At 62.7% G+C, this 22495-nt stretch carries 24 protein-coding genes and 3 tRNA genes; 15 read left to right on the forward strand and 12 right to left on the reverse strand.

The features are described from left to right. Positions 1-160: 160 nt before the first annotated feature. Together FAZ95_RS39355 and FAZ95_RS16530 are read left to right on the forward strand one after the other, a co-directional pair. Positions 161-310, forward strand: coding sequence for a hypothetical protein (locus FAZ95_RS39355; protein ID WP_175425629.1), 150 nt, complete (start codon positions 161-163; stop codon positions 308-310). A 311-nt stretch (positions 311-621) separates the two neighbouring features. Beyond that, a complete protein-coding gene (locus FAZ95_RS16530) occupies positions 622-1218 on the forward strand; it encodes a chorismate mutase (RefSeq protein WP_137333435.1) in 597 nt (198 codons plus the stop codon). Between the two features lie 12 nt (positions 1219-1230). Here FAZ95_RS16530 and FAZ95_RS16535 read toward each other — a convergent pair whose 3' ends face one another. Together FAZ95_RS16535 and FAZ95_RS16540 are read right to left on the reverse strand one after the other, a co-directional pair. Then, positions 1231-2370: an exonuclease domain-containing protein gene (locus FAZ95_RS16535; RefSeq protein ID WP_137333436.1), complete on the reverse strand. Its 1140-nt coding sequence runs from the start codon at positions 2368-2370 to the stop codon at positions 1231-1233. A 466-nt stretch (positions 2371-2836) separates the two neighbouring features. After that, complete coding sequence (locus FAZ95_RS16540; protein WP_137333437.1) at positions 2837-3040, reverse strand: cold-shock protein; 204 nt, start codon at positions 3038-3040, stop codon at positions 2837-2839. A 402-nt stretch (positions 3041-3442) separates the two neighbouring features. On the opposite strand from FAZ95_RS16540, the gene FAZ95_RS16545 reads away from it, so the two are divergent. Continuing rightward, a complete protein-coding gene (locus FAZ95_RS16545; RefSeq protein WP_137333438.1) occupies positions 3443-3712 on the forward strand; it encodes a hypothetical protein in 270 nt (89 codons plus the stop codon). A 524-nt stretch (positions 3713-4236) separates the two neighbouring features. Then, positions 4237-5424, forward strand: a complete 1188-nt coding sequence (locus FAZ95_RS16550; RefSeq protein ID WP_137333439.1) for a porin — start codon at positions 4237-4239, stop codon at positions 5422-5424. Between the two features lie 80 nt (positions 5425-5504). Here the strand turns inward: FAZ95_RS16550 and greB are convergent, their stop codons facing one another. Next, entirely contained in the window at positions 5505-6062 is a 558-nt protein-coding gene (gene greB / locus FAZ95_RS16555; RefSeq protein ID WP_137333440.1) for a transcription elongation factor GreB, read from the reverse strand. Positions 6063-6180: 118 nt separating this feature from the next. On the opposite strand from greB, the gene FAZ95_RS16560 reads away from it, so the two are divergent. After that, positions 6181-6257: transfer RNA gene (locus tag FAZ95_RS16560), tRNA-Arg, on the forward strand. Positions 6258-6327: 70 nt separating this feature from the next. Beyond that, positions 6328-6404: transfer RNA gene (locus FAZ95_RS16565), tRNA-Arg, on the forward strand. Between the two features lie 137 nt (positions 6405-6541). On the opposite strand, the gene FAZ95_RS16570 is transcribed toward FAZ95_RS16565, so the two are convergent. The 4 genes from FAZ95_RS16570 to FAZ95_RS16585 form a co-directional block, all read right to left on the reverse strand. Then, positions 6542-8908, reverse strand: coding sequence for a RelA/SpoT family protein (locus FAZ95_RS16570; RefSeq protein ID WP_137333441.1), 2367 nt, complete (start codon positions 8906-8908; stop codon positions 6542-6544). A gap of 71 nt (positions 8909-8979) precedes the next feature. Further along, on the reverse strand, positions 8980-9183 hold the full coding sequence (rpoZ, locus tag FAZ95_RS16575) for a DNA-directed RNA polymerase subunit omega (RefSeq protein WP_006025620.1): 204 nt from the start codon (positions 9181-9183) through the stop codon (positions 8980-8982). A 60-nt stretch (positions 9184-9243) separates the two neighbouring features. Then, a complete protein-coding gene (gmk, locus tag FAZ95_RS16580) occupies positions 9244-9966 on the reverse strand; it encodes a guanylate kinase (RefSeq protein ID WP_137333442.1) in 723 nt (240 codons plus the stop codon). 8 nt (positions 9967-9974) lie between these two features. Continuing rightward, positions 9975-10898 carry a YicC/YloC family endoribonuclease gene (locus FAZ95_RS16585; RefSeq protein WP_137333443.1) on the reverse strand — a complete coding sequence of 308 codons (924 nt, stop codon included), beginning with the start codon at positions 10896-10898 and terminating at the stop codon, positions 9975-9977. A 197-nt stretch (positions 10899-11095) separates the two neighbouring features. Between FAZ95_RS16585 and rph the strand changes: the two genes are divergently transcribed. The 8 genes from rph to FAZ95_RS16625 all read left to right on the forward strand — a co-directional run bounded on the left by rph (position 11096) and on the right by FAZ95_RS16625 (position 17832). Next, the gene (gene rph, locus FAZ95_RS16590) at positions 11096-11836 is read left to right on the forward strand and encodes a ribonuclease PH (protein WP_137333444.1); all 741 of its coding nucleotides are present in this window, start codon (positions 11096-11098) and stop codon (positions 11834-11836) included. Beyond that, positions 11829-12479 carry an RdgB/HAM1 family non-canonical purine NTP pyrophosphatase gene (rdgB, locus tag FAZ95_RS16595; RefSeq protein WP_137333445.1) on the forward strand — a complete coding sequence of 217 codons (651 nt, stop codon included), beginning with the start codon at positions 11829-11831 and terminating at the stop codon, positions 12477-12479. Before rph ends, rdgB begins: the two co-directional genes overlap by 8 nt. Further along, a complete protein-coding gene (gene hemW / locus FAZ95_RS16600; RefSeq protein WP_137333446.1) occupies positions 12476-13693 on the forward strand; it encodes a radical SAM family heme chaperone HemW in 1218 nt (405 codons plus the stop codon). The genes rdgB and hemW overlap by 4 nt, the downstream gene beginning before the upstream one ends. A gap of 61 nt (positions 13694-13754) precedes the next feature. Next, positions 13755-13844, forward strand: a tRNA-Ser gene (locus FAZ95_RS16605). A 251-nt stretch (positions 13845-14095) separates the two neighbouring features. Beyond that, a complete protein-coding gene (locus FAZ95_RS16610; protein WP_137333447.1) occupies positions 14096-14875 on the forward strand; it encodes a DUF3050 domain-containing protein in 780 nt (259 codons plus the stop codon). Between the two features lie 224 nt (positions 14876-15099). Continuing rightward, positions 15100-15615 carry an energy transducer TonB family protein gene (locus FAZ95_RS16615; RefSeq protein ID WP_137333448.1) on the forward strand — a complete coding sequence of 172 codons (516 nt, stop codon included), beginning with the start codon at positions 15100-15102 and terminating at the stop codon, positions 15613-15615. A 316-nt stretch (positions 15616-15931) separates the two neighbouring features. Further along, positions 15932-17245, forward strand: a complete 1314-nt coding sequence (locus FAZ95_RS16620; RefSeq protein WP_137333449.1) for an MFS transporter — start codon at positions 15932-15934, stop codon at positions 17243-17245. A 407-nt stretch (positions 17246-17652) separates the two neighbouring features. Continuing rightward, the gene (locus FAZ95_RS16625; RefSeq protein ID WP_137333450.1) at positions 17653-17832 is read left to right on the forward strand and encodes a hypothetical protein; all 180 of its coding nucleotides are present in this window, start codon (positions 17653-17655) and stop codon (positions 17830-17832) included. A 76-nt stretch (positions 17833-17908) separates the two neighbouring features. On the opposite strand, the gene FAZ95_RS40520 is transcribed toward FAZ95_RS16625, so the two are convergent. After that, a complete protein-coding gene (locus FAZ95_RS40520) occupies positions 17909-18037 on the reverse strand; it encodes a hypothetical protein (RefSeq protein WP_302674736.1) in 129 nt (42 codons plus the stop codon). Between the two features lie 337 nt (positions 18038-18374). Between FAZ95_RS40520 and FAZ95_RS16630 the strand changes: the two genes are divergently transcribed. Further along, positions 18375-19796, forward strand: a complete 1422-nt coding sequence (locus FAZ95_RS16630) for a chloride channel protein (protein ID WP_137333451.1) — start codon at positions 18375-18377, stop codon at positions 19794-19796. A 122-nt stretch (positions 19797-19918) separates the two neighbouring features. On the opposite strand, the gene FAZ95_RS16635 is transcribed toward FAZ95_RS16630, so the two are convergent. The 4 genes from FAZ95_RS16635 to minC all read right to left on the reverse strand — a co-directional run bounded on the left by FAZ95_RS16635 (position 19919) and on the right by minC (position 22481). Beyond that, complete coding sequence (locus FAZ95_RS16635; RefSeq protein ID WP_137333452.1) at positions 19919-20230, reverse strand: YXWGXW repeat-containing protein; 312 nt, start codon at positions 20228-20230, stop codon at positions 19919-19921. Between the two features lie 306 nt (positions 20231-20536). Continuing rightward, positions 20537-20791 carry a cell division topological specificity factor MinE gene (gene minE, locus FAZ95_RS16640; RefSeq protein ID WP_102608594.1) on the reverse strand — a complete coding sequence of 85 codons (255 nt, stop codon included), beginning with the start codon at positions 20789-20791 and terminating at the stop codon, positions 20537-20539. Between the two features lie 14 nt (positions 20792-20805). Next, positions 20806-21621, reverse strand: coding sequence for a septum site-determining protein MinD (gene minD / locus FAZ95_RS16645; RefSeq protein WP_137333453.1), 816 nt, complete (start codon positions 21619-21621; stop codon positions 20806-20808). 71 nt (positions 21622-21692) lie between these two features. After that, positions 21693-22481, reverse strand: a complete 789-nt coding sequence (minC, locus tag FAZ95_RS16650) for a septum site-determining protein MinC (protein ID WP_137333454.1) — start codon at positions 22479-22481, stop codon at positions 21693-21695. Between the last annotated feature and the right edge of the window lie 14 nt (positions 22482-22495).

Consider the following 22495-nt stretch of genomic DNA (forward strand, 5'->3'; position numbering starts at 1 on the left):
GCAAAATGCAAGGCAATCGAAGGGAACTATTCATTTTATTGACCCCTCTTGAGAAAATCCGGTTGTGTGCCGTTAAAGCAACAAAGCAGCACAGAAACGATTACAAGCTGGTGTGCGTCAAGAACCGCGACAGATAATTGGTTCTACTAGGAGAAACATCATGGATGCCAAACCGATGAAAGTTCCGACACCCGATAAGGTGATGAGCCCGGATCCGGAACCGGTAGGCGTTGAATTTCTGGGTGCCGAACTGCCTGAGCATGTTCGCGCGTTCCTCGACGAACAACGCAAATCGTGCGATCCCAAGTAAATGCACAACCGCGCAATCCGCTGCGAAGCGCTGTGACATTTGCCTCGAGGAGCGCCACGTCGCGCGCCGTCCATGGCGGCGCGGCGTTTGCACGTCCGCTTGCACGTCTCATCGCTGCGAAGCGCACCGTTGCGCTCGCCCCGTCTTGCGTATTTGCCAATCCGCATTTGAACGACGCGACGCGTCTAAGCACGTCCGTTCGTTGAATTCCGCTCCCGAGCGCGGTTGACACGCATCGTCTATTCTTTGTCGTTTCGTTCCCGGCCCGCCGACTGAACCGTCATCGCGGCCAGCTCATTGCCTCCCTACCCATGAAACTATCGCTTCGCGTCGGCACTATCGCCATGCTCGCATGCGCCATCTTCGTTGGCTTCGCGCCCCGCCCTGCCGCAGCCGACGGCGACGACACGGCGCTCACCAATCTGGTCGCCCTTGCTTCGCAACGTCTTGCGCTCGCCGAACCCGTCGCTCGCTGGAAGTGGGCCAACCACAAGCCGATCACCGATGCGCCGCGCGAAGCGGCCCTGCTCGCCGATGTCGAAAAGCGCGCGCTGGCGGCAGGCGTCGATCCCGCCTTCGCAAGAGCGTTCTTCCAAGATCAGATCGACGCCAGCAAACAAGTGCAGAACGCCCTCTTCGACGGATGGCGCGCAACACGGCCGCCGGAAGGCGCCCCGCCCGATCTGGCGACGAGCACGCGCCCGCAGCTCGACGAACTCACGAAGTCGATGCTCGCGGGACTCGCGCGCGTGCAGGGCATGCGCGACGCGCCGGATTGTCCGTCGCGAGTGGCGCGCAGCATCGCGAACTGGAAAGCGCTGACGCGCTACGGCGCGACCGGCTCGAGCGCGCTCGCGACCGCACTCGGCCACGTGTGCGTGGCGGGCGGCGTGGGCGCTGTGGGTTGAGCCGTTGGTCCGTTAAAGGGCAGTAGCAACGCTGTCGCCAAGTGCGGTGACGCGCAGCCCACGCGCCAGGTGCGTCTGGAGAATTCGATACGTCGACAATTCGAAATCGCTGGCCGCGCTGCCCACGGCGAGCGTTGCCGCTTCCGCCAGCGACGCCGCACAGCCGAGATAACGCCAACGATCGACCACATGAATCGAGGTGCGTGACGAACCGTCCTCGCGCTCCTCGAAAACGATCGCGCCGTCGAACGGCCACGGCGCATCGACGGGGTCGCTGCGGCTCACGCGCGGCAGACGGTTATGCAGCGGACGCAGCGCGGCGATCCACTGCGCCTCGGCGAGCAGCGCGCCGAGCTCCCCTCCTGTCTCACGCCATTCGACGCGCCGGATTTGCTGTGCGAGCCGCGTCTCCTTGGCCGAACGGCGCTCTCCGGACAGATGCGAGCGCACGCGCTGGCGCAGACGCACGCTGCGGCCGACATACAGCGGCACATCCGCTTCGCCATAGAACACGTAGACGCCACAGCCTGCAGGGGCCGAGTCGAGCACGTCTTCCGTGATGTCGCCCGCGAGCCGGAAGCGGCGGGTAGTGCGTTCGATGTGATCGCGCAACACCTCGACGGGAACGAGTCCGTGCAGCCGCTGCCAGAACTGCCAAAGCAGATCGGCATCGGCGAGCGCGCGGTGTCTGGCGGACGGCACGAGCGCGTGACGGTCGACGAGCGCGTCGAGGCCATGACGCTTCTCGGCGGGGTACAACGCCCGCGACAAGCGCACGGTGCAAAGAACGTCCGGGTTGAAACCCAGTCCGATGCGCCGGAACTCGCTGCGCAAGAAGCCACGATCGAAGCTCGCGTTGTGGGCGACGAACAGCTTGCCTTCGAGCCGCGCAAACAGCTCACCCGCGATTTCGTCGAATGTAGGCGCGCCGCGCACCATGTCATCGGTAATGCCGGTGAGTTGCTGAATGAATGGTGGAATCGGCTGTTGCGGGTCGACCAACGTGCTCCAGCGGGACACGCCAAGGGGGCCCGCCTCGACGACGCCGATCTCGGTGATCCGGTGCTCCGCAGTCGAACCGCCCGTGGTTTCTAAGTCTACAAAGGCGATGGGAGTGTCGATAGCGGGGTTCGGCAGATACGGATCGGACATGGGGAAGAGCGTTGGATGCGTCGGTGTGAAGAAGTATGCACCAGGCAGTGCTCGACAGACGCGGCTGCGAGGGGATTTTTGCCGATCGGCGGCCGCCGCATCCTGGAATAGCGGCCATTAAAATCATCCGATGATGAATCGATACCACAACCAGCTGATGGATAAATTAGTATCGGCTTTATTTTATAAAACCAGCCACCTCTCTTTATCTCGAAGAACTCGATATACCTAACGAAAACACTAGAAATATATTACACAAAACAGCACAGCCATTTTACTAGGTTGATTATTTATTGGCGTGCGTACGATGGAAGACCTGCGGCAACGCGCCTGTGAAAACGATTCCAGCTAACAACTGCCTTAGCGTTACCTGACCGACGTGCCGGCTCACGGACCACACCGACAAGCGCATAAAAAGCCCCCGTCGAACGGGGGCTTAGCACATTTGCGGCGAGCGACGCGGAGGTCAGAGCGGGCGAATATTCGCCGCCTGCTTGCCCTTGGGGCCGGTCTTCACTTCAAAAGAGACCCGTTGGTTCTCTTTCAGAGATTTGAAGCCTTCCGAGCGAATTTCCGAAAAATGCGCAAACAGATCGTCGCCGCCCGTATCGGATGTGATGAAGCCAAAGCCCTTAGCATCGTTAAACCATTTGACGACACCGGTTTCCATAATACAGTTTCCCTCGAAATTTTAATAAACGGATCATGCCCACAGCTGAAAATACCAAAATCCAACAGGGCTGCGGCCACATTGCCGCAGCACAGTGACTGGCAAATCGAGCCTTGCTTTTATAAAGGCAACAATCAGCAGCAGTCAAGTCATTTTTGAGGGACGCTGAGCATATTACGAGGGCACTGATGACGATTATCTGTTTCGCATAATCTCAAAAATAGGCTTTCATCCAATCAATTGCATGGCGATATTACTTGGGCGTGTCAACCGGTGCCGGATCAAGCGGGAAAACATACCGCAAACGTAACGAAGTATGTCTTTGGTAAGTGTTTCTACGGGTTGTTGCAGTAAAGCCTTCACATCATGATGCAAGGAGCTGGTTTGCATCTGGGGATTGCCATGCTGATGACTGACTTGAAGCGCCTGGTCTCGTGGTTTACCCGCTCGCACGACGCATCAAAAGCGCGCACCGAGGCGGCGACATCCAAGCGTCAGGCATCGGTATTGGAATTCGACCCTGTATGGCACGGCGACCATTGGCAAAATCTGCTCTCTTCGCCAATGGATGCGCGGCATTATGTAATGGAAGATTGGACCACGACGGCAACCCCCGCTTTTGAAGGAACTGCATCAACGGGAGTGCGCCGCGCGCATCGCCGTACGCATTAATTATTAGGGGCAAAAAAAAGCGCGACTGGAAGGTCGCGCCGACAAAGGTTTGGAGATCTTTTTCCGTCAACGAAAAAGTCTGCTTCGGAAAGCAGAGACTTAATTATAACGACGTGATAACGCTCGATTATCGGCAATCGGGACAATCATCTATTTCAACAGCATCAACAATCGACCGAAGCGTACCGAAAACTGTTGCTTTTGCGCCTCACCGCCTGTCACAAAAACACAACACAACGCGGTTGACTCCCCCGTCACCTCCCCGCCCCCATCTCGAAAACCCTTGAGCATCAAGGCCTCTCGGGGATAACCCCATCATTGCGCGATCCCAAATAGATTATTGCGCAAATCGAAATCGCATCTCGGACAACGGTCTATTTACACTCTGCCCTGTCTGGTGACGGCTGTCATTTGCACACCGGCACGCGGTCATGCGGTTCTTCTCTCGCAGCATGGCTGCGTGACATAAGTATCCTTCAAGACTGGGCAAGAAAGCCCGCTCTCCTATTCCGGAGCTCACAAAGATGAAAAAGACTCTTCTGGTCGCTGCCCTGTCGGGCGTTTTCGCAACCGCCGCTCACGCACAAAGCAGCGTCACGCTGTACGGCCTGATCGACGCAGGCATCACGTACACGAACAACGCCAAGGGTCACCCCAACTGGCAAGAAACGAGCGGCGCGATCAACGGCAGCCGTTGGGGCCTGCGTGGTTCTGAAGACCTCGGTGGCGGTCTGAAGGCCATCTTCACGTTGGAAAACGGCTTCAACATCAACAGCGGCACGCTGGGCCAAGGTGGCCGTGAGTTCGGCCGTCAAGCATTCGTCGGTCTGGCAAGCGACCAGTTCGGCGCCGTGACGCTCGGCCGTCAATACGACAGCGTGGTCGACTTCGTTGGCCCGCTGGCGCTGACCGGCACGCAATACGGTGGCACGTACATGGCCCACCCGTTCGATAACGACAACCTGAACAACTCGTTCCGCGTGAACAACTCGATCAAGTTCACGAGCACGAACTACGCAGGCTTCAAGTTCGGCGCGTTGTATGGCTTCTCGAACACCGCAGGTCAATTCTCGAACAACCGCGTGATCAGCGCCGGTGCGTCGTACACCTACGGCGGCTTGAACGTTGGCGCTGGCTACCTGCAACTGAACAACACGTTCGGTGGCAATACGGCAGCTGCCGCCACCGCGGCTCTGAACACGAGCGGCGCGGTGACCCCGACGGACAACACGTTGCTGGCTGGCAAGCAGCAGACCTGGGGCGTTGGCGCGAACTACGCGTTCGGCCCGGCAACGGTCGGCGCGGTATACACGCAAACGAACCTGAGCCAAGGTTCGGGCATCTCCTCCGGCACGGCCGGTGGTCAGGTTATCAACTTCTTCGGCAACAGCGTTCACTTCCAGAACTTCGAACTGAACGGCCGCTATGCTCTGACGCCGGCACTGAGCCTCGCAAGCGCGTACACGTACACGCAAGCGAACTTCGGTTCGGGCTCGCTGCCGAAGTGGGGCCAATTCAACCTGCAAGCCGACTACGCGCTGTCGAAGCGTACGGACGTGTACCTGCAGGGTGAATACCAGCACGTGATGAACGATCAAGGCCTGCACGGTGAGTCGATCGGCGCGATGATCAACAACACCACGAGCGGCGGCGGTGCTTCGACCACCAGCAACCAAGTCGCTGTGACGGCTGGCCTGCGTCACCGCTTCTAAGCTGCATAAGCTTCACTGCAGTATCTAAAAAGGCGCCGCTTGCGGCGCCTTTTTTTCGTCTGCTGCCAAGGAAAATCCAGTTATGCAGACGGATAACGCACATCCAGCACATCGATCGGCTCGGGTCCTGCCGGTGTATGCAACGTCACCGCATCGCCAACCCGGGATTTCAGCAGTGCCCGCGCAATGGGCGAAATCCAGCTGACGTGCCCTTGATCGAGGTCGACCTCGTCGACACCCACGATCGTGACCGTGTGCGATGCCCCATCGGACGTCGCGTACTCGACAGTCGCACCGAAAAACACCTGATCGACGCTCTCCTGCTTGCTGCTGTCGACCACTTCGGCGAGATCGAGTCGCTTCGTGAGAAATCGTATGCGTCGATCGATTTCGCGCAACCGGCGCTTCCCGTAGATGTAGTCACCGTTCTCGGAGCGGTCCCCGTTCGATGCGGCCCACGACACCAGGCGCACCACCTCCGGGCGCTCCACGTCGATCAGGTGCAACAGTTCATCGCGCAGGCGCTTGTGCCCTACGGGCGTGATGTAGTTCTTTGCGCCGGCCGGCATCTCCGGCTGCGCGACGTCGAGATCGTCGTCGGCGTCATCGCTCGACTCTTTGACAAAGGCTTTATTCATGATGCGGACCACAAACAAACGTACAACCACCAAGGTTACACGCGAAAGACACCGCGGGAGAAAAAAGCGCTGATGGCTTCCCTTTTCTCGTGACTTTGCTATAATCTCAATTCTGCGTGCGGCTGTAGCTCAGTTGGATAGAGTACTTGGCTACGAACCAAGGGGTCGTGGGTTCGAATCCTGCCAGCCGCGCCACTCTTTTCGAGAGCCTTCCTGCGAAGGCTCTTTTGTTTCACCGAAATACCGCGTTGTACCGTTTTTGCGTGCGGCTGTAGCTCAGTTGGATAGAGTACTTGGCTACGAACCAAGGGGTCGTGGGTTCGAATCCTGCCAGCCGCGCCACCTATGAAGAAGGGCCTTCCATTCGGAAGGCCCTTTGCCTTTTCAGACGTCGCCTTTGACGCCCTAGCAACTCGCCAGCTCGACCGCCAAAAGTTAAAGCGCTTCGGGCGCCCGAAAGCGCCCCGAAAGGCGCGTTGTTAGTAGTCGGCCCGCTCGCGATCGATCCGCATCCCGCCATCGTGACGATGGTGCCCCTCTTCGCTCGGGCGCTCACGCGCAATTCGCATCACGTCCGGATTCGTGCGCACGCGCCGCATCACGTTCGCCAAGTGGACGCGATCGCTGACCTGGATGACGAAGCGTAGAACCGTCGATTCCTGCGACAGGTCCTCATCCATGGCAATGTGGACGATGTTGGCATCGGCCGACGTGATATCGGCCGCCACGCGCGCAAACACGCCCTTGGTGTTCTTCACGAGCACCTTCACGGCCACGTCGAACAGGCGCCCCGGCTGCGGCGCCCACGCCACGTCGATCCAGCGGCCCGGATCGCGGCGATGGATGCGTTGCGCCACGCGGCAATCGGTCGTATGAATCGCCATGCCCAGGCCGATGCCGATATAGCCCATGATGTCGTCGCCCGGAATCGGGCGGCAGCACGCGGACAACTGCACCGACATACCCTCGGTCCCCGTGATCACGACCGGAGGCGCATGATGAGCCGCGCCGGCGTGTTCCGCACGCGGATGCTCGTCGTCTCCGTCGCGGCCGCTCATCAGCACCTCGATGCGCTTCGCCATCACAGCAGCGACACGCCGGCCAAGCCCGATGTCCGCGAAGATTTCCTGGCGGTTCTTGTTGCCCGTCCATTGAACGAGCTTTTCCCAGACTTCCGGTTCGACATCGGAGAGCGCAAGACCATAGCCCTTGAGGCTCTGGTCGACGAGCCGCTCGCCCAGTTGCACCGATTCGTTCAGGCGCATCGTCTTCAAGTAATGCCGGATCGCCGAACGCGCCTTGCCGGTACGCACGAAACCGAGCCACGCGGGATTCGGCTTCGAATACGGCGCCGTGATGACTTCGACGATATCGCCGCTCTTCAACTCGGTGCGCAGCGGCAACAGTTCGTTGTTGATCTTCACCGCGACGCATTGGTTGCCCAGGTCGCTGTGGATCGAGTACGCGAAATCGAGTGCCGTCGCGCCGCGCGGCAGCGCCATGATCTTCGACTTTGGCGTGAACACGTAGACCGCATCCGGGAATAGATCGATCTTGACGTGCTCGAGGAATTCGCTCGAATCGCCTGCTTCGCTCTGAATGTCGAGCAGCGATTTGAGCCATTGGTGCGCGCGCTTCTGGACGTCGTTCAGATCCGCGGCGCCGTTCTTGTACAGCCAGTGCGCGGCAACGCCCGCTTCGGCGATCTCATGCATCTTGCGCGTGCGCACCTGGAATTCGATCGGCGCGCCGAACGGCCCCACGAGCGTCGTATGCAACGACTGATACCCGTTGACCTTCGGAATCGCGATGTAATCCTTGAACTTGCCCGGCACCGGCTTGTAGAGCGCATGCAGCGCGCCGATACACGTATAGCACTCGAGCGCGCTGTCGACGACCACGCGGAACCCGTACACGTCGAGCACCTGCGAGAACGACAGCTGTTTGTCGCGCATCTTCTTGTAGATGCTGAAGATCGTCTTCTCGCGGCCGGTGACTTCGGCATCGATCTGCGCGTCCGCGATCGCGCGCTGCACCGATTCGAGAATCTTGCTGACCACCTCGCGCCGGTTGCCGCGCGCCGCCTTCACGGCCTTTTCGAGCGTGGCGTAGCGATGCGGATTGAAGTTCGCGAAGCTCAGGTCCTGCAGCTCGCGATAGGTGTTGTTCAGCCCAAGCCGATGCGCGATCGGCGCATAGATATCGAGCGTCTCGCGCGCCACGCGCCGGCGCTTCTCAGGCGGCACCGCGCCGAGCGTCCGCATGTTGTGCAGCCGGTCTGCCAGCTTCACGAGAATCACGCGCACGTCGCGCGCCATCGCGAGCAGCATCTTGCGGAAGTTTTCCGCCTGCGCTTCTTCGCGATTGCGAAACTCCATCTTGTCGAGTTTCGACAAACCGTCGACCAGTTCCGCCACCTTCGCACCGAACCGCTCCGCGAGCTCGGCCTTGGTGACGCCCTGGTCCTCCATGACGTCGTGCAACAGCGCCGCCATGATCGACTGGTCGTCGAGCTTCCAGCCGGCGCAGATTTCCGCGACGGCGACAGGATGGGTGATGTAGGGTTCGCCGCTTTGGCGATATTGACCGAGGTGGGCTTCGTCGCTGAAATGGAACGCCGCCTTGACCTCTTTGATCTCGTCCGGGCTCAGATAGCCGGACAGTGACGCCGTAAGCTTCGCAATCGATACGACATCGTGCTTGCGAGGCTGCTCCGGCGTCGCGGTCGGCCCGAACAGATGGCGAAACGACTGTTCGAGGACCGCGTCGATGTATTTGCGCGCAGCCGAGGGGGCGTCAGCTTCGTGGTCCGCGTCTGCGGAGGCGGACGATGGGGTAGTGCTCATATTCGCCTCCGTATCGGTTACGTTGCCGGGCTGCGCTTAGGTTCCACATGGCTGCCAAAGCATGCCGTGCGTTATACCGGGACCTTCTTCAGCATCTCGACGCCGACCTGGCCGGCCGCGATTTCGCGCAGCGCCACGACGGTGGGTTTGTCGCGGCTTTCGATCTTCGGCGTGTGGCCTTGCGCGAGTTGACGCGCGCGATACGTGGCGGCGAGCGCCAGCTCGAAACGGTTCGGGATTTGTTTCAGACAGTCTTCGACGGTGATGCGGGCCATGTTGGGAAGTTCCTTCTCAGTATGTTGCTTATTCTACCTTATGTGCGCGAGCACCCGCCTTCACTCGGCGTGCGGCAAGTGAATGCCCAGCTCGACGAAAAGCTGCGCATGCCGCGCGTATTGCGACGCGAAGCGCAGACGTGTCGCGGCAACGAGGCATTGCAGCTCCGCGAGCGCCTGATCGAAGTTTTCGTTGATCAATACGTACTCGGCTTCCGATGCATGAGCGATCTCGCTGCCCGCTGCGAGCAGGCGCCGCGTGATCACGTTCGGCTCGTCCTGGCCGCGCTTTTTGAGGCGCACTTCAAGCGCTTCGAGCGACGGCGGCAGGACGAAAATCTCGACCGCGTTGCGAAACTGTTTCTTCACCTGCTGCGCGCCCTGCCAGTCGATTTCGAGCAGCACGTCGTGGCCGCTTTTCATCTGGTCTTCGATCCAGACGCGCGACGTCGCGTAGTAGTTGCCGTGCACTTCCGCGCTTTCGAGGAACTCGCCCTGCGCGTGGCGCGCGAGGAAATCGTCGACGGCGGTGAAGTGATAGTGCTGGCCGTCCTGCTCGCCCGGGCGCGGCTGGCGCGTCGTGTACGAAATCGACAGACAGATCGCCGGATCTTTCGCGAGCAGCGCGTTCACGAGCGTCGACTTGCCGGCGCCCGAGGGCGCTACGACCATGAACAGGTTGCCGGGATACACGCCCGCGTACGGGTTGCGCGGCGCCTTGCGCGCGCCGCCGCCCGTGTGCGCTTCGTGCGGTTCTTGCGGTTGGTGGGTGTGGTCGGTCATGAGCGTGGTTACTCCAGGTTCTGTACTTGTTCGCGCATCTGCTCGATCAAGAGCTTCAACGTCATCGACGAGTCGGCCAGTTCCTTCGCGGCCGCCTTCGAGCCGAGCGTGTTCGCTTCCCGATTGAGCTCCTGCATCATGAAGTCGAGCCGCTTGCCGACCTTGCCGCCCTTCTCGATCACGTGGCGCGTTTCATTCAAATGTGCGGTGAGTCGCGAGAGTTCCTCGGCGATATCGATGCGAATGCCGTACATCGTCACTTCCTGACGAATGCGCTCGGCAATTTCCTCGCGCGAGACGATCGTCGCGGAAGGTTCCGGCGCCGCGATACCCAGCGCTTCCTGCAGCCGCTCGACGATCTTCTGCTGGTGCTTGGCGATCAGCTCCGGCACGAGCGGCGTAATGCGCTGCACGATCGATTCCATCTCGGTGACGTTGGTGAGCAGCATCGTCGCAAGCTGTGCGCCTTCGCGCGCGCGCACCTCGATCAGCTCGTGGATCGCCTGCTTGCCGCACGCGAGCACCGCCTCGCGCAGCGCCTCGGGCGACACGCCGCTCTCGGCGAGCACGCCCGGCCAGCGCAGGATTTCGCCGGTGCGCATGCGCTCGGCGTCAGGGAACGATTCGAGCACCGCCCGCTCGAGCGCCGCGAGCTGTTCGAGCGCGTCGCGGTTGAGCGAGCCGGTCGTCGCCGTCTGCTCGCTGCGTTGCAGGTTGATCCGGATATCGACCTTGCCGCGCGAGAGCTTGTTCATCAGCATTTCGCGCAGCGTCGGCTCGCATGCCCGCACGTCTTCGGGCATGCGGAAGTTGAGGTCGAGGAAGCGCGAGTTCACCGTGCGCAACTCAACCGATACGCTCACGCCGCCGTTGCCTGCCGCGGCCGCGAGTTCGCGCGTTGCGCTCGCGTAGCCTGTCATGCTGTAGATCATCGTTCGTCTCTCGATAAATAGAGGCCGTTGCCGGCCATTTGTTTGGAGACGCCCGGCGCGTACGAGGCGCAAGGCGTTGAACGCGCATTATCCCATTTTTACCGATTGCGCCTGGTCGAGGCGAGCGGCATCGGCCGGATTCGATCAGCGGTAAAATCTTGCCTTCCCCCTTCCCTTTTCGCGATTTCCTCCCGACTATGTCCGACACGATCCAGCGCCCCAGCGGGCGGCGCGCCGACGCCTTGCGCAGCGTGCGCATCACGCGCCACTACACGAAGCATGCGGAAGGCTCCGTGCTCGTCGAATTCGGCGACACGAAAGTGATCTGCACGGCGAGCATCGCCGAGCGTGTGCCCGAATTCCTGCGCGATCGCGGCCAAGGATGGCTGACCGCCGAATACGGCATGCTGCCGCGCGCGACGCACACGCGCAGCGACCGCGAAGCCGCGCGCGGCAAGCAGACCGGACGCACGCAGGAAATCCAGCGCCTGATCGGCCGTGCGCTGCGCTCGGTGTTCGATCTCGAGAAGCTCGGCCCGCGCACCCTGCACATCGACTGCGACGTGATCCAGGCCGACGGCGGCACGCGCACCGCGAGCATCACCGGCGCGTTCGTTGCCGCCCATGACGCGGTCGCGAAGCTGCTCGTGGCCGGCCGCATCGAAACGTCGCCGATCACCGATTACGTGGCTGCGATTTCGGTCGGCGTCTACGAGGGCACGCCCGTGCTCGATCTCGACTACGACGAAGATTCGCAGTGCGACACGGACATGAACGTCGTCATGACGGGCGACGGCGGCTTCGTCGAAGTTCAGGGCACCGCCGAAGGCGTGCCGTTTTCGCGCGACGAGATGAACGAGCTGCTCGATCTCGCGCAAAGCGGTATTACGCAGTTGATCCAGAAACAGAAGGAAGCGCTGGAGAGCAAAGGTGAGTGATCAACTGCAATCGCCGCAACCGCAATCGGGCGCCAACGCGCCGCTCAAGCGCGTCGTGCTCGCATCGAACAACGCCGGCAAGCTGCGCGAATTCGCGGCGCTCGCGAGCGCTGCGGGCATCGAGCTGGTCGCGCAAGGCGAGCTGGGCGTCACCGAAACGGAAGAGCCGCATCCGACCTTCGTCGAAAACGCGCTCGCCAAGGCCCGCCACGCCGCGAAGTCGACCGGCCTGCCCGCGCTCGCCGACGATTCCGGCCTGTGCGTGCGCGCATTGCGCGGCGCGCCCGGCGTCTATTCGGCGCGCTACGCTCAGCTGGCCGGCGGCGAAAAGAGCGATGCGGCAAACAACGCGCGCCTCATCGAGCAGTTGAAGGCCGAGGCCGATCGCCGCGGCTACTACTACTGCGTGCTCGCGCTCGTGCGCCACGCCGACGACCCCGAGCCGCTGATCGCCGAAGGCCGCTGGTACGGCGAGATCCTCGATGCGCCGCGCGGCGCGAACGGCTTCGGCTACGACCCGTACTTCTTCATCCCACGGCTGAACGCGAGCGCTGCGGAACTCGACCCCGCCGTGAAGAATTCGTGCAGCCACCGCGCGATTGCACTGCGCGCGTTGCTGGCGCGGTTGTCGGAGGAAAAGTGAGCACGCCATCGATCGGCGCCGGCGTGATCAAGGCGTTTGTCGCGCCGGGCAGCATTCGCCTGACCTCGCTGCCGCCGCTCGCGCTGTACGTGCATTTCCCGTGGTGCGTGCGCAAGTGTCCGTATTGCGATTTCAACTCGCACGAGTGGAAGGGCGAACGCTTTCCGGAAGACGCGTATCTCGACGCGCTGCGCGCCGATCTCGAGCACGCCCTGCCGCTCGTCTGGGGACGGCAGGTGCATACCGTGTTCATCGGCGGCGGCACGCCGAGCCTGCTGTCGGCGCGCGGGCTCGACCGGCTGCTGTCGGACGTGCGCGCGCTGCTCCCGCTCGACGCCGATGCCGAGATCACGCTCGAGGCCAATCCGGGCACCTTCGAAGCCGAGAAGTTCGCGCAGTTTCGCGCGAGCGGCGTCAATCGGCTGTCGGTCGGCATCCAGAGCTTCAACGAGGCGCATCTGAAGGCGCTCGGCCGTATCCACGACACGACGCAGGCGCATCACGCGGTCGAGATCGCCGCCAAGCATTTCGACAACTTCAACCTCGATCTGATGTTCGCGCTGCCGCAGCAGACGCTCGACGAATGCCGCGCCGATATCGAGACGGCGCTGTCGTTCGCGCCGCCGCACTTGTCGCTGTATCACCTGACGCTCGAGCCGAATACGCTGTTCGCGAAGTTCCCGCCCGCGCTGCCCGACGACGACGCCTCCGCCGACATGCAGGACTGGATTCACGAGCGCACCACTGCAGCCGGTTACGAACGCTACGAGGTGTCCGCCTACGCAAAGCCGCACCGGCAATGCAAGCACAACCTGAATTACTGGCGCTTCGGCGACTACCTCGGCATCGGCGCCGGCGCGCACACGAAGCTGTCGTTTCCGAACCGGATCGTGCGGCAGGCGCGCTACAAGCATCCGGCCACGTTCATCGAAGAAGCGCTCGCAGCGAAGCCGGTTCAAGAGGAGCACGAAGTCGGCGCGCACGATCTGCCGTTCGAATTCATGCTGAACGCGCTGCGGCTGGTCGAAGGGTTTCCGGTGCATCGCTTCATCGAGCGCACCGGGCTGCCGATGATATCGATCGAACCGGCGCTGCAGGAAGCGGAGCGGCGCGGGCTCATCACGCGCGACTATGAAAAGATTGCGCCGACGCCGCTTGGGCAGCGCTTCCTCAACGACCTGCAGGAACTCTTCCTGAAGGACAAAAGCGAATAAACGGCGTGCCGGCGGAGGCCGCCGCGCCGTTTGCGTTACTTGCGTTACAATAGCGGCCCTCGGAGGGCTGGCAGAGCGGTTGAATGCACCGGTCTTGAAAACCGGCAAGGCTTTACGGCCTTCGTGGGTTCGAATCCCACGCCCTCCGCCACAACAAACGAAATCCCCGTAGATCGATCGATTTACGGGGATTTTTGTTTGCCCGCACCTGCGGCTCGCGACGAGAGCGCCTACGCAGCCCCCCGCAATCGCAACCCTTCCTGGAGACCGGTCTGCAACCTGTCAAAGGGCCCAGGTTTCCTCTATGCCGAATAGAGGCTAAAAAGCGCATGGCGCATCGCGGCATCCCTCATCTCGAGTGCATCGCCGTTTCGATCGCCGCTTTTGCCATCCGGGAGAACCATGAATCAGCTTGATTTGCTCGAATCGAGAATCAAAGCGCAGCACGAAAAGCTCGCGCATCATCCGGTATTCGGCGCCATTCGGGACATGGAGGAATTGCGCACGTTCATGGAATGGCACGTGTTCGCGGTGTGGGATTTCATGTCGCTCGTCAAACGCCTGCAAGCCGACCTGACGACGGTCACCGTGCCATGGACCGCGCCGCGCAGCGCCGCCGCCGCGCGCCTCATCAACGAAATCGTGCTCGGCGAGGAGTCCGATGAGACGCCGCTCGGCCACATGAGCCACTTCGATCTGTATCTGCACGCGATGCGCGACGTCGGCGCGTCGACCGAACGTGTCGAGCACATGGTCTCGCTGCTGCGCTCGGGCTTTACCGTATCGGCGGCGCTTGCCGCCGTCGACGCACCGGCGCCCGTGCGCCGCTTTGTCGACGCCACCCTGGCCGTCTGCGTGAACGGCGAGACGCATCAGGTGCTCGGCAACTTCTTCTACGGCCGCGAAAACGTCATTCCCGACATGTTCCGCACGCTCCTCGATCAATGGCAGATCGACCGTGCTTCGATTCCGCTGCTCGCCTACTACCTCGATCGCCACATCGAAGTCGATTCCGGCGAGCACGGCCCCGCGGCGCGCGCGATGATTCGCGAAGCGGCCGGCGACGATCTCTCGCGACAGGCGCACGCGCTCGTTGCCGGGCTCGCCGCGATCGACGAACGCCTCGCGCTCTGGGACGGCCTCTTCGCTCATCTCGACCGAGCGCGCGCGTCCGTGGCGTAAGGCACGTCCGGGCGCGTTCGGGCGGTATGGCGGGACGATCGAAATCGCCCGATCGACACGAGATCGACACAAAAAGCGTGCGCAATGCACCGCGATGTAACCGCTCGACGAGTAGCGGTACCGCTCCGGTTCGCGCGCGCACGCAATGAGAGTGAATGCCGATGCGGCCGGCCGCACGATTGACTACGCTTCTATCACGCCCTCAACAAGAACGGCAGAGGACCATGATCTCCGATCTCTCTCGCACTCGCTCCGCGCGCGCCGGCGGAGCGTGGCGCTTCGCTGCGCTCGGCGCCGTGCTTGCCTTGTCCGGATGCGCGTTCACGCTCACGCCGCCCGGACAGCCGGCGGGGACCGCTCTGCCGCCGCCGGCCGCAGTCAACAGCGCCACGCTCGATCAGTACCGCGCCGCGGTCGCGCAGCGCATCGCCGAGCGCAACCCGTCGTATGTCCTGCAAGGCACGCCGCAGGCGATGCTGCGCTCGCTCGTCGTCGTGTCGTTCACCGTCGACCGCGACGGACGCGTGCTCCAGTCCAAGGTGTTCCGGACCAACGGCGACGACGAAGCCGAGAGCACGGCGCTCGCCACGCTGCGCCGCGCGTCGCCGCTGCCGCAGCCGCCGGCCAAACTGCTCAACGGCCGCGGGCAGTTGGAGCTGTTCGAGGACTGGCTCTTCAACGACAACGGCAAGTTCCAATTGCGCGAGCTCGCGTCGCCGCAGGCGCAAACGATCGATTGAGCGCATCGCGTCGAAGAGAACGCGCACCCGGACACGCTCAGCACGCGCCGCGGTGTGCGTTGGCGCGCCTCGGGCGCGCTCGATATAATTTTGCGATCCGCCCGCCGGAGTTCTCCGGTAACGCTCCCGGCGCCCGCTTATCCGGCCGCGCGCCGGCGGGCATGATCGCCGCCCTTACCGCATCGCGGTAGCATCGATTCCACCCAACTCGAACAACAGACGCTCAGCAGCAAACGCTAATGGGCACGCTTGCCTTCTCGCCGCAGAGCGGCGAGGCGAGCGCGCCCGTTGCTCGCGTCACGCCCCCGGAGACTCCATGTCCTCTTCACCGTCATCGCGCGCCGTGGCATCCGCGCCCGACGCCGCCCAAACCAGCCGCTCGCGCATCATCTTCGCGAGCTTCATCGGCACCGCGATCGAGTTCTACGACTTCTACGTCTACGCGACGGCCGCCGCGCTCGTCATCGGCCCCGTGTTCTTCCCGCACGGCTCGGCCACGGCGCAGGCGCTCTCGGCATTCGTCACGTTCGGCATCGCGTTTGTCGCGCGGCCGATCGGCTCGTTCCTGTTCGGCCACTTCGGCGACCGCATCGGCCGCAAATCGACGCTCGTCGCCTCGCTGCTCGTGATGGGCGTCTCGACGACGCTGATCGGCCTCGTGCCGGGCTACGACGCAATCGGCAGCCTCGCGCCGATCCTGCTGTGCATCCTGCGTTTCGGCCAGGGCATCGGCCTCGGCGGCGAATGGGGCGGCGCGGCGCTGCTCGCGACCGAAAACGCGCCGGCCGGCAAGCGCGGCTGGTTCGGGATGTTTCCGCAACTGGGGCCGTCGGTTGGCTTTCTCGCGTCGAACGGGCTTTTCTTCGGCTTGGCGCTCACGCTTTCCGACGCGCAATTCAAAAGCTGGGGCTGGCGCGTGCCGTTCCTCGTCTCCGCCGTGCTCGTCGCGCTCGGACTCTACGTGCGGCTCAAGATCGCCGAGACGCCCGCGTTCAAAGCGGCCATCGAGCGGCAGGAGCGCGTTCGCGTGCCGGTTGCGGCGCTCGTCGCGCATCACTGGTGGCCGACCTTGCTCGGCGCGTTCGCGATGATCGTCTGCTACACGCTCTTCTATATCTCGACGGTGTTCTCGCTGTCGTATGGCGTGTCGACGCTGCATTTCTCGCGCCAGAGCTTTCTCGGGATGCTGTGCTTCGCGGTGGTCTTCATGGCGCTCGCGACGCCGCTCTCCGCCTGGGCCAGCGACCGCTACGGCCGCAAGCCCGTGCTGATCGCGGGCATCGTCGCGGCGATTCTGTCGGGCTTCACGATGGCGCCGCTGCTCGGCAGCGGGTCGATGCCGCTCGTCGCGCTGTTCCTGACGATCGAGCTGTTCCTGATGGGCATCACGTTCGCGCCGATGGGCGCGCTCTTGCCGGAGCTGTTCCCGACCAACGTGCGTTACACCGGCGCGGGGGTCTCGTATAACCTCGGCGGGATTCTGGGCGCGTCCGTTGCGCCGTATATCGCGCAGTTGCTGGCCGCGCACGGGGGGCTCGCCTGGGTGGGTGCGTATGTGTCTGTCGCCGCCGCGCTGAGCCTCGTCGGCGTGCTCTGCATGCGCGAAACGCGCGACGCCAAGCTGATGTAACCGGCGCTTCGCCGGCACTTCGCAAGCGCATCAGCGGCCCGCCGGCCGGCGCATCAACGTTCGCGCCGGCTGCTGCGCCCGTCGTTCACCCCGAGTGAGCGTCGGACGGGTGAATTCATCGATGGCAACTCCAATTCGGGCCGCGCGGCACAGTCGATTCCGTGCGCCGCGCGATCCTGTATTGGTCCACATCGAGCATTAAAGTTTCGTCAATTTCCTCGATTTTCCCGATAAATCGGAAACAAGCCTTGCGCCTCCCTGCACCGCTTGAACAACGGGCGAAACCACAATCATTCAGTGGTTTTCCCGTGTTGCTGCGGTTTTTTGCCTGCCTATACTGAACTCGCCAGTCAACGAAAAAGAAAGGCGCCACGCGCCGAAATCCAGCGAATCAACGGGAGCCGACGATGAACCTTCATCTTCACAACGCAGACATCGTGGCCATCATTGCGCTTGCGCTCTTGGGCGCCTTGCTTCTTGCGATCCGCTTTCGGCCTCAGACATGGCGCGGAATCGTCGTCGAGGCCGTGCTCGCGAACGCGGCAGCGATTGCCGCCGTCGTCGCGTTCGAGGCGCTCGTTTCCTGACTACGTTCGTTACGGTCCGCTGGGGCCTCGCACGTCATCGTCAGGCCCTGGCTGCCTGCATGCGCCGAACCCCCGTTCAGCGATAGTAATAGCCGCCGTGGCCGTAATAACCCCCGTAGTAGTAGCCCGGGGCCGGAGCCACCACGCAGCCCCCGAGTGCTGCCGCGAGCAGCACGCCTGCAATCAGCGTCATATAGCGTTTCACTTTCTTCTCCTGTCGTTTCGGTATCGGTCCGAGTGCCCCTCGAACGCTTCCGATTAAATAGGAGATAGCGCGCTGCATCCGTTGCAAGTTGTAAGCGCAAGCCCGCCGTCTATTACACGAAATGGCCCGCCCGCCGTGCGAACCGCGATGCGGCAAGCGCAACCGCGCCGCAGTTCCAACGATTCGCGACAGTTTTAACAACCGTGTAATGCAGCAGATCAACGACGGCAACGCGCAACACAGCGTGCATCGGCTACACGTGCGCCGCTTGACGCGGCTCGCACGGTGGCGTGCATATGCGCAGGTATAATCGACTCTTTGAAATCTCAGGCACGTCATGGCCCGAGTCACCCTCCCCAACGCCTTCACCGTCCGCCGCGCCCGGCAAATCTGGCGCCGCTACGGCATCTTCTGGCTCGGCGCGATCGCCGTCGGTCTGACGGCCGTTCTGTACGCGCGACTCATCGATTGGGGATACGCCGCGTTCCGTTCGATGCAGCATCAGCACGCGTGGCTGCCGCTCATCGTGACGCCGGCTGTCGCCGCCGCCGCGGTCTGGCTCACGCGCAAGTTCTTTCGCGGCGCAGAGGGCAGCGGGATTCCGCAGGTGATCGCGACGCTCCACGCCGGCACCACCACGCTCGGCCCGCGCCTGCTCACGATCAAGATTCTCCTCGGCAAGATCGCCGTTTCGTTCCTCGGTATCCTGGGCGGCTTCACGATCGGCCGCGAAGGCCCGACCGTCCAGGTCGGTGCGGCGATGATGTTCAACCTGCGGCGCTTCTATCCGCGCTCGAACGCCATGATCGAACGGCAACTCGTGTTGGCGGGCGCGGCGGCGGGCTTGTCGGCGGCGTTCAACACGCCGCTCGCGGGAATCGTCTTCGCCATCGAGGAATTGACGCGCAGCTTCGAAGCGCGCGCGAGCGGCGTGCTGATCACAGCGATCATCATCGCCGGCGTGATTGCGCTCGGCTTGAACGGCAACTACACCTATTTCGGCACGATCCAGATCGGCGCGCACTTTCCGGATCTGCTCGCCGTAGCCGTGCTGCTGACCGGGATCGTGACCGGCATCGCGGGAGGCTTCTTCAGCTGGCTGCTGCTCAACACGTCGCGCTGGATTCCGCCGCGGCTCGCGCAACTGCAGCGCGAGAAGCCGGTTCAGTTCGCCGCGCTGTGCGGGCTGATCATCGCGGTCGTGGGCCTGGTGTCGGGCGGGAACACGTTCGGCAGCGGCTACGCGGAAGCGCGCGGTCTGCTCGACGGGCATGAGCAGCTGTCCGTGTTCTATCCGTTCCTGAAGATGATCGCGATGGTCGGCTCGTATTTGCCGGGCATTCCGGGCGGGATCTTCGCGCCGTCGCTATCGATCGGCGCGGGCTTCGGCAATCTGCTGCACCTCGTGTTCGACAGCATGCAGCTGCAGATGCTGATCGCGCTGGCGATGGTCGGCTATCTGGCAGCCGTCACGCAATCGCCGATTACGTCGTTCGTGATCGTGATGGAGATGATCAACGGGCATGCGCTCGTGATCTCGCTGATGGCGACTGCGCTGATTGCAAGCCGCGTCTCGCGGTTCTTCGCGCCGCCGCTCTACGAGACACTCTCGCACCGCTACATGACGCTGCTCGCGCCGGCCGTGCCGACCGCAACAGCAGGACCGGGAGGCGTCCCCGAGCCGGCAGAGCCGGCAACGCCGGCCGAGGACCGAGCAGCGGCCGAAACAATGCCGCAGGAAGACACGCCGCGTCAGTAAATCACGACCGGCGCCGGGCGGACGACCACCGGCCGCGCCGGCACCACGATGCATCCGGCCAGCGTCACGGCAACCAGCACAGCGGCAAAAAGCGTTCTTTTCACGCGAAGCTCCTGCCCGAGTTACGCCCAGTGGCCCGGCACCCAGACCCAGTTCGGGCCGCGCGGCGCCCAGTGGCCCGGCACCCAGTGTCCGCCCACGCGCACCACTTCCCAGTGGCCCTTCTCCCACACGTAGCGGCCGTGCTCCCAGCGCCAGTGACCCTTCTCCCACACGTAGCCGTCACGCGGCGCGGGAACGGCTTCGACGCGAACCGGCGGCGGCGCGTTCGGCGCGACCACCACGATTTCCTCGGCGGATGCGCTGGCGACGGCCATGGCGCCGGCGGCCACGATGGCAAACTGAGCGATCAGCAAACGGACCGGTGTTTTCATATCGACCTCTTGTCTTGATTAGGGTTACGCCGTCTTGGCGCTATCCCATTAATGAACGAGGTCAGGGTTCCGCCGACACACGCCGTATTACGACGCAGTCGAAAGTGCAACGGAATATTTTTCCCGGCGCGCGGCGGCGCAGGGAAGCTGCGGAAGGAGGATGCGATCGCCGAAGGCTCCAAGTAAGCGCTGAGGCGCTAACTTGGATCAACTCCGGCATGGGACCAGAGTAAGCGCTAAAGCGCTAACTCTGGTCGACAAAAAACGGCAGCCGGAAACCGGCTGCCGTCCGATTGAGACCGGCGCTTACGCTTGCGGAATTTCGATCTTCACTTCGAGCACTTCGAGGTCGTCCTGACGCTCGAGGCTCACGCGGATGTCATCATCCGAGATCTTCACGTACTTGGAAATGACGGCCACCAGCTCGCGCTGCAACGCCGGCAGATAATCGGCGGGCGGATGGCCGCCCGCGCGCTCGTGCGCGATGATCAACTGCAAGCGTTCCTTCGCAACCGCCGCGGATTTCTTCTTCTCGCCCAGCAAAAACGAAAGAATCGACATGACGTGCGCCTCCCTTACTTAGTGCCGAAGAGGCGCTGCAGCAGGCCCGGCTTTTGATAGTCCGTGAAACGCAGATCAATCTTCTCGCCGAGAAAGCGCGAAACGATATCCTTGTACGCTTCGGCCACGTCGGTGCCGTCGAGGTGCACGGCGGGCAGACCCTGGTTCGATGCGTGCAGCACGGCTTCCGATTCCGGCACGACGCCGATCAGCTCGATGCGCAGAATTTCCTGAATGTCCTGCAGCGACAGCATCTCGCCCTCGCTCACACGCTTCGGGTTGTAGCGGGTGATGAGCAGATGCTCCTTGATCGGGTCCTTCCCGTCGATCGCGCGCTTCGTCTTCGACGACAGAATGCCGAGGATGCGATCCGAATCGCGCACCGACGACACTTCCGGATTCGTCACGATCAGCGCCTCGTCGGCGAAATGCATCGCCAAGAGCGCGCCCGACTCGATGCCGGCCGGCGAATCGCACACGATATATTCGAAATCCATCTTGATCAGGTCGTTGATGACCTTCTCGACGCCTTCCATCGTGAGCGCGTCTTTATCGCGCGTCTGCGAGGCGGGCATGATAAAGAGGTTCTCGCACTTCTTGTCCTTGATGAGCGCCTGATTCAGATTCGCTTCGCCCTGGATCACGTTGATCAGGTCGTACACGACGCGGCGCTCGCAGCCCATGATGAGATCGAGGTTGCGCAGGCCGACGTCGAAGTCGATCACCGCAGTCTTGCTGCCGCGCAGCGCGAGGCCCGATGCAAAACTCGCGCTCGTGGTCGTCTTGCCCACGCCGCCCTTGCCCGAAGTCACCACAATGATTTTTGCCATTTACCCTTACCCTGCGTTCGTCAATTAAGTTCGATACGGTCTCGCCGAAGCGCGCAACGCATGCGCGCGGCTTACGTGAGCCGCAACGGTTCGATCATCAATTTCTCTTGTTCGAGCCGGATCTGCACCGATTTGCCGAGCACGTCGGCCGGCAACGGGTTCTCGGTCGTTCGATAGATGCCCGCAATCGAAATCAGTTCCGGCTCGAGACACGTGCAGAAAATGCGCGCGTCGTGATTGCCGTGCACGCCGGCGAGCGCCCGCCCGCGCAACGGCGCGTAAATATGGATGTTGCCTTCCGCGATCACTTCGGCGCCGTAGGAGACGAGGCCGAGCACGACGAGGTCGCCCTTCGCGTAAATCTGCTGGCCCGAGCGCAATGGCTTGTCGATGACGAGCGTCTGGCTTGGCGCGCTCGCGCGGGCAGCGGCTGCGGGTTCGGACTGAGGGGGGGTGACGGCGGAGACTTCGGCAAGCGGAAGCGCCTCCTGAATTGCGGCCGGCGCGGCGTCATCGCTTGCGCCTTTCGATGCGTTCGCGCGGCGGTCACGCGCTTCGAGAAACGGCAGGCCCGCAGCGGTGGCCCATTCGTGCTGCGCGACATCGGCGACGACGCCGACCGGACGCATGCGCACGCTATCGAGCAGCTTCGCGATGTCGGCGAGCGAAACGCGCTCGTTTTCCGCGAGACGGCGCAAATCGATCGCGACAACATCGCCTGCGAAGAATTCGGGAGTCGCCTCGAAGCGCCGCGTGAGTTCGTTGGCGAGCGCGTCGAGGTCGGTCGTCTTGACGACGAAGAGAAGCGTGTCGACCGAGCCGCTACGAAGTTCGAAGAATGGCGATTTTTTCAGCGACATGGCGTTCTGCAAAA

Origin of the sequence: Trinickia violacea, assembly GCF_005280735.1 — a bacterium.
In the GTDB taxonomy this organism is placed as follows: Bacteria; Pseudomonadota; Gammaproteobacteria; order Burkholderiales; family Burkholderiaceae; genus Trinickia_A; species Trinickia_A violacea.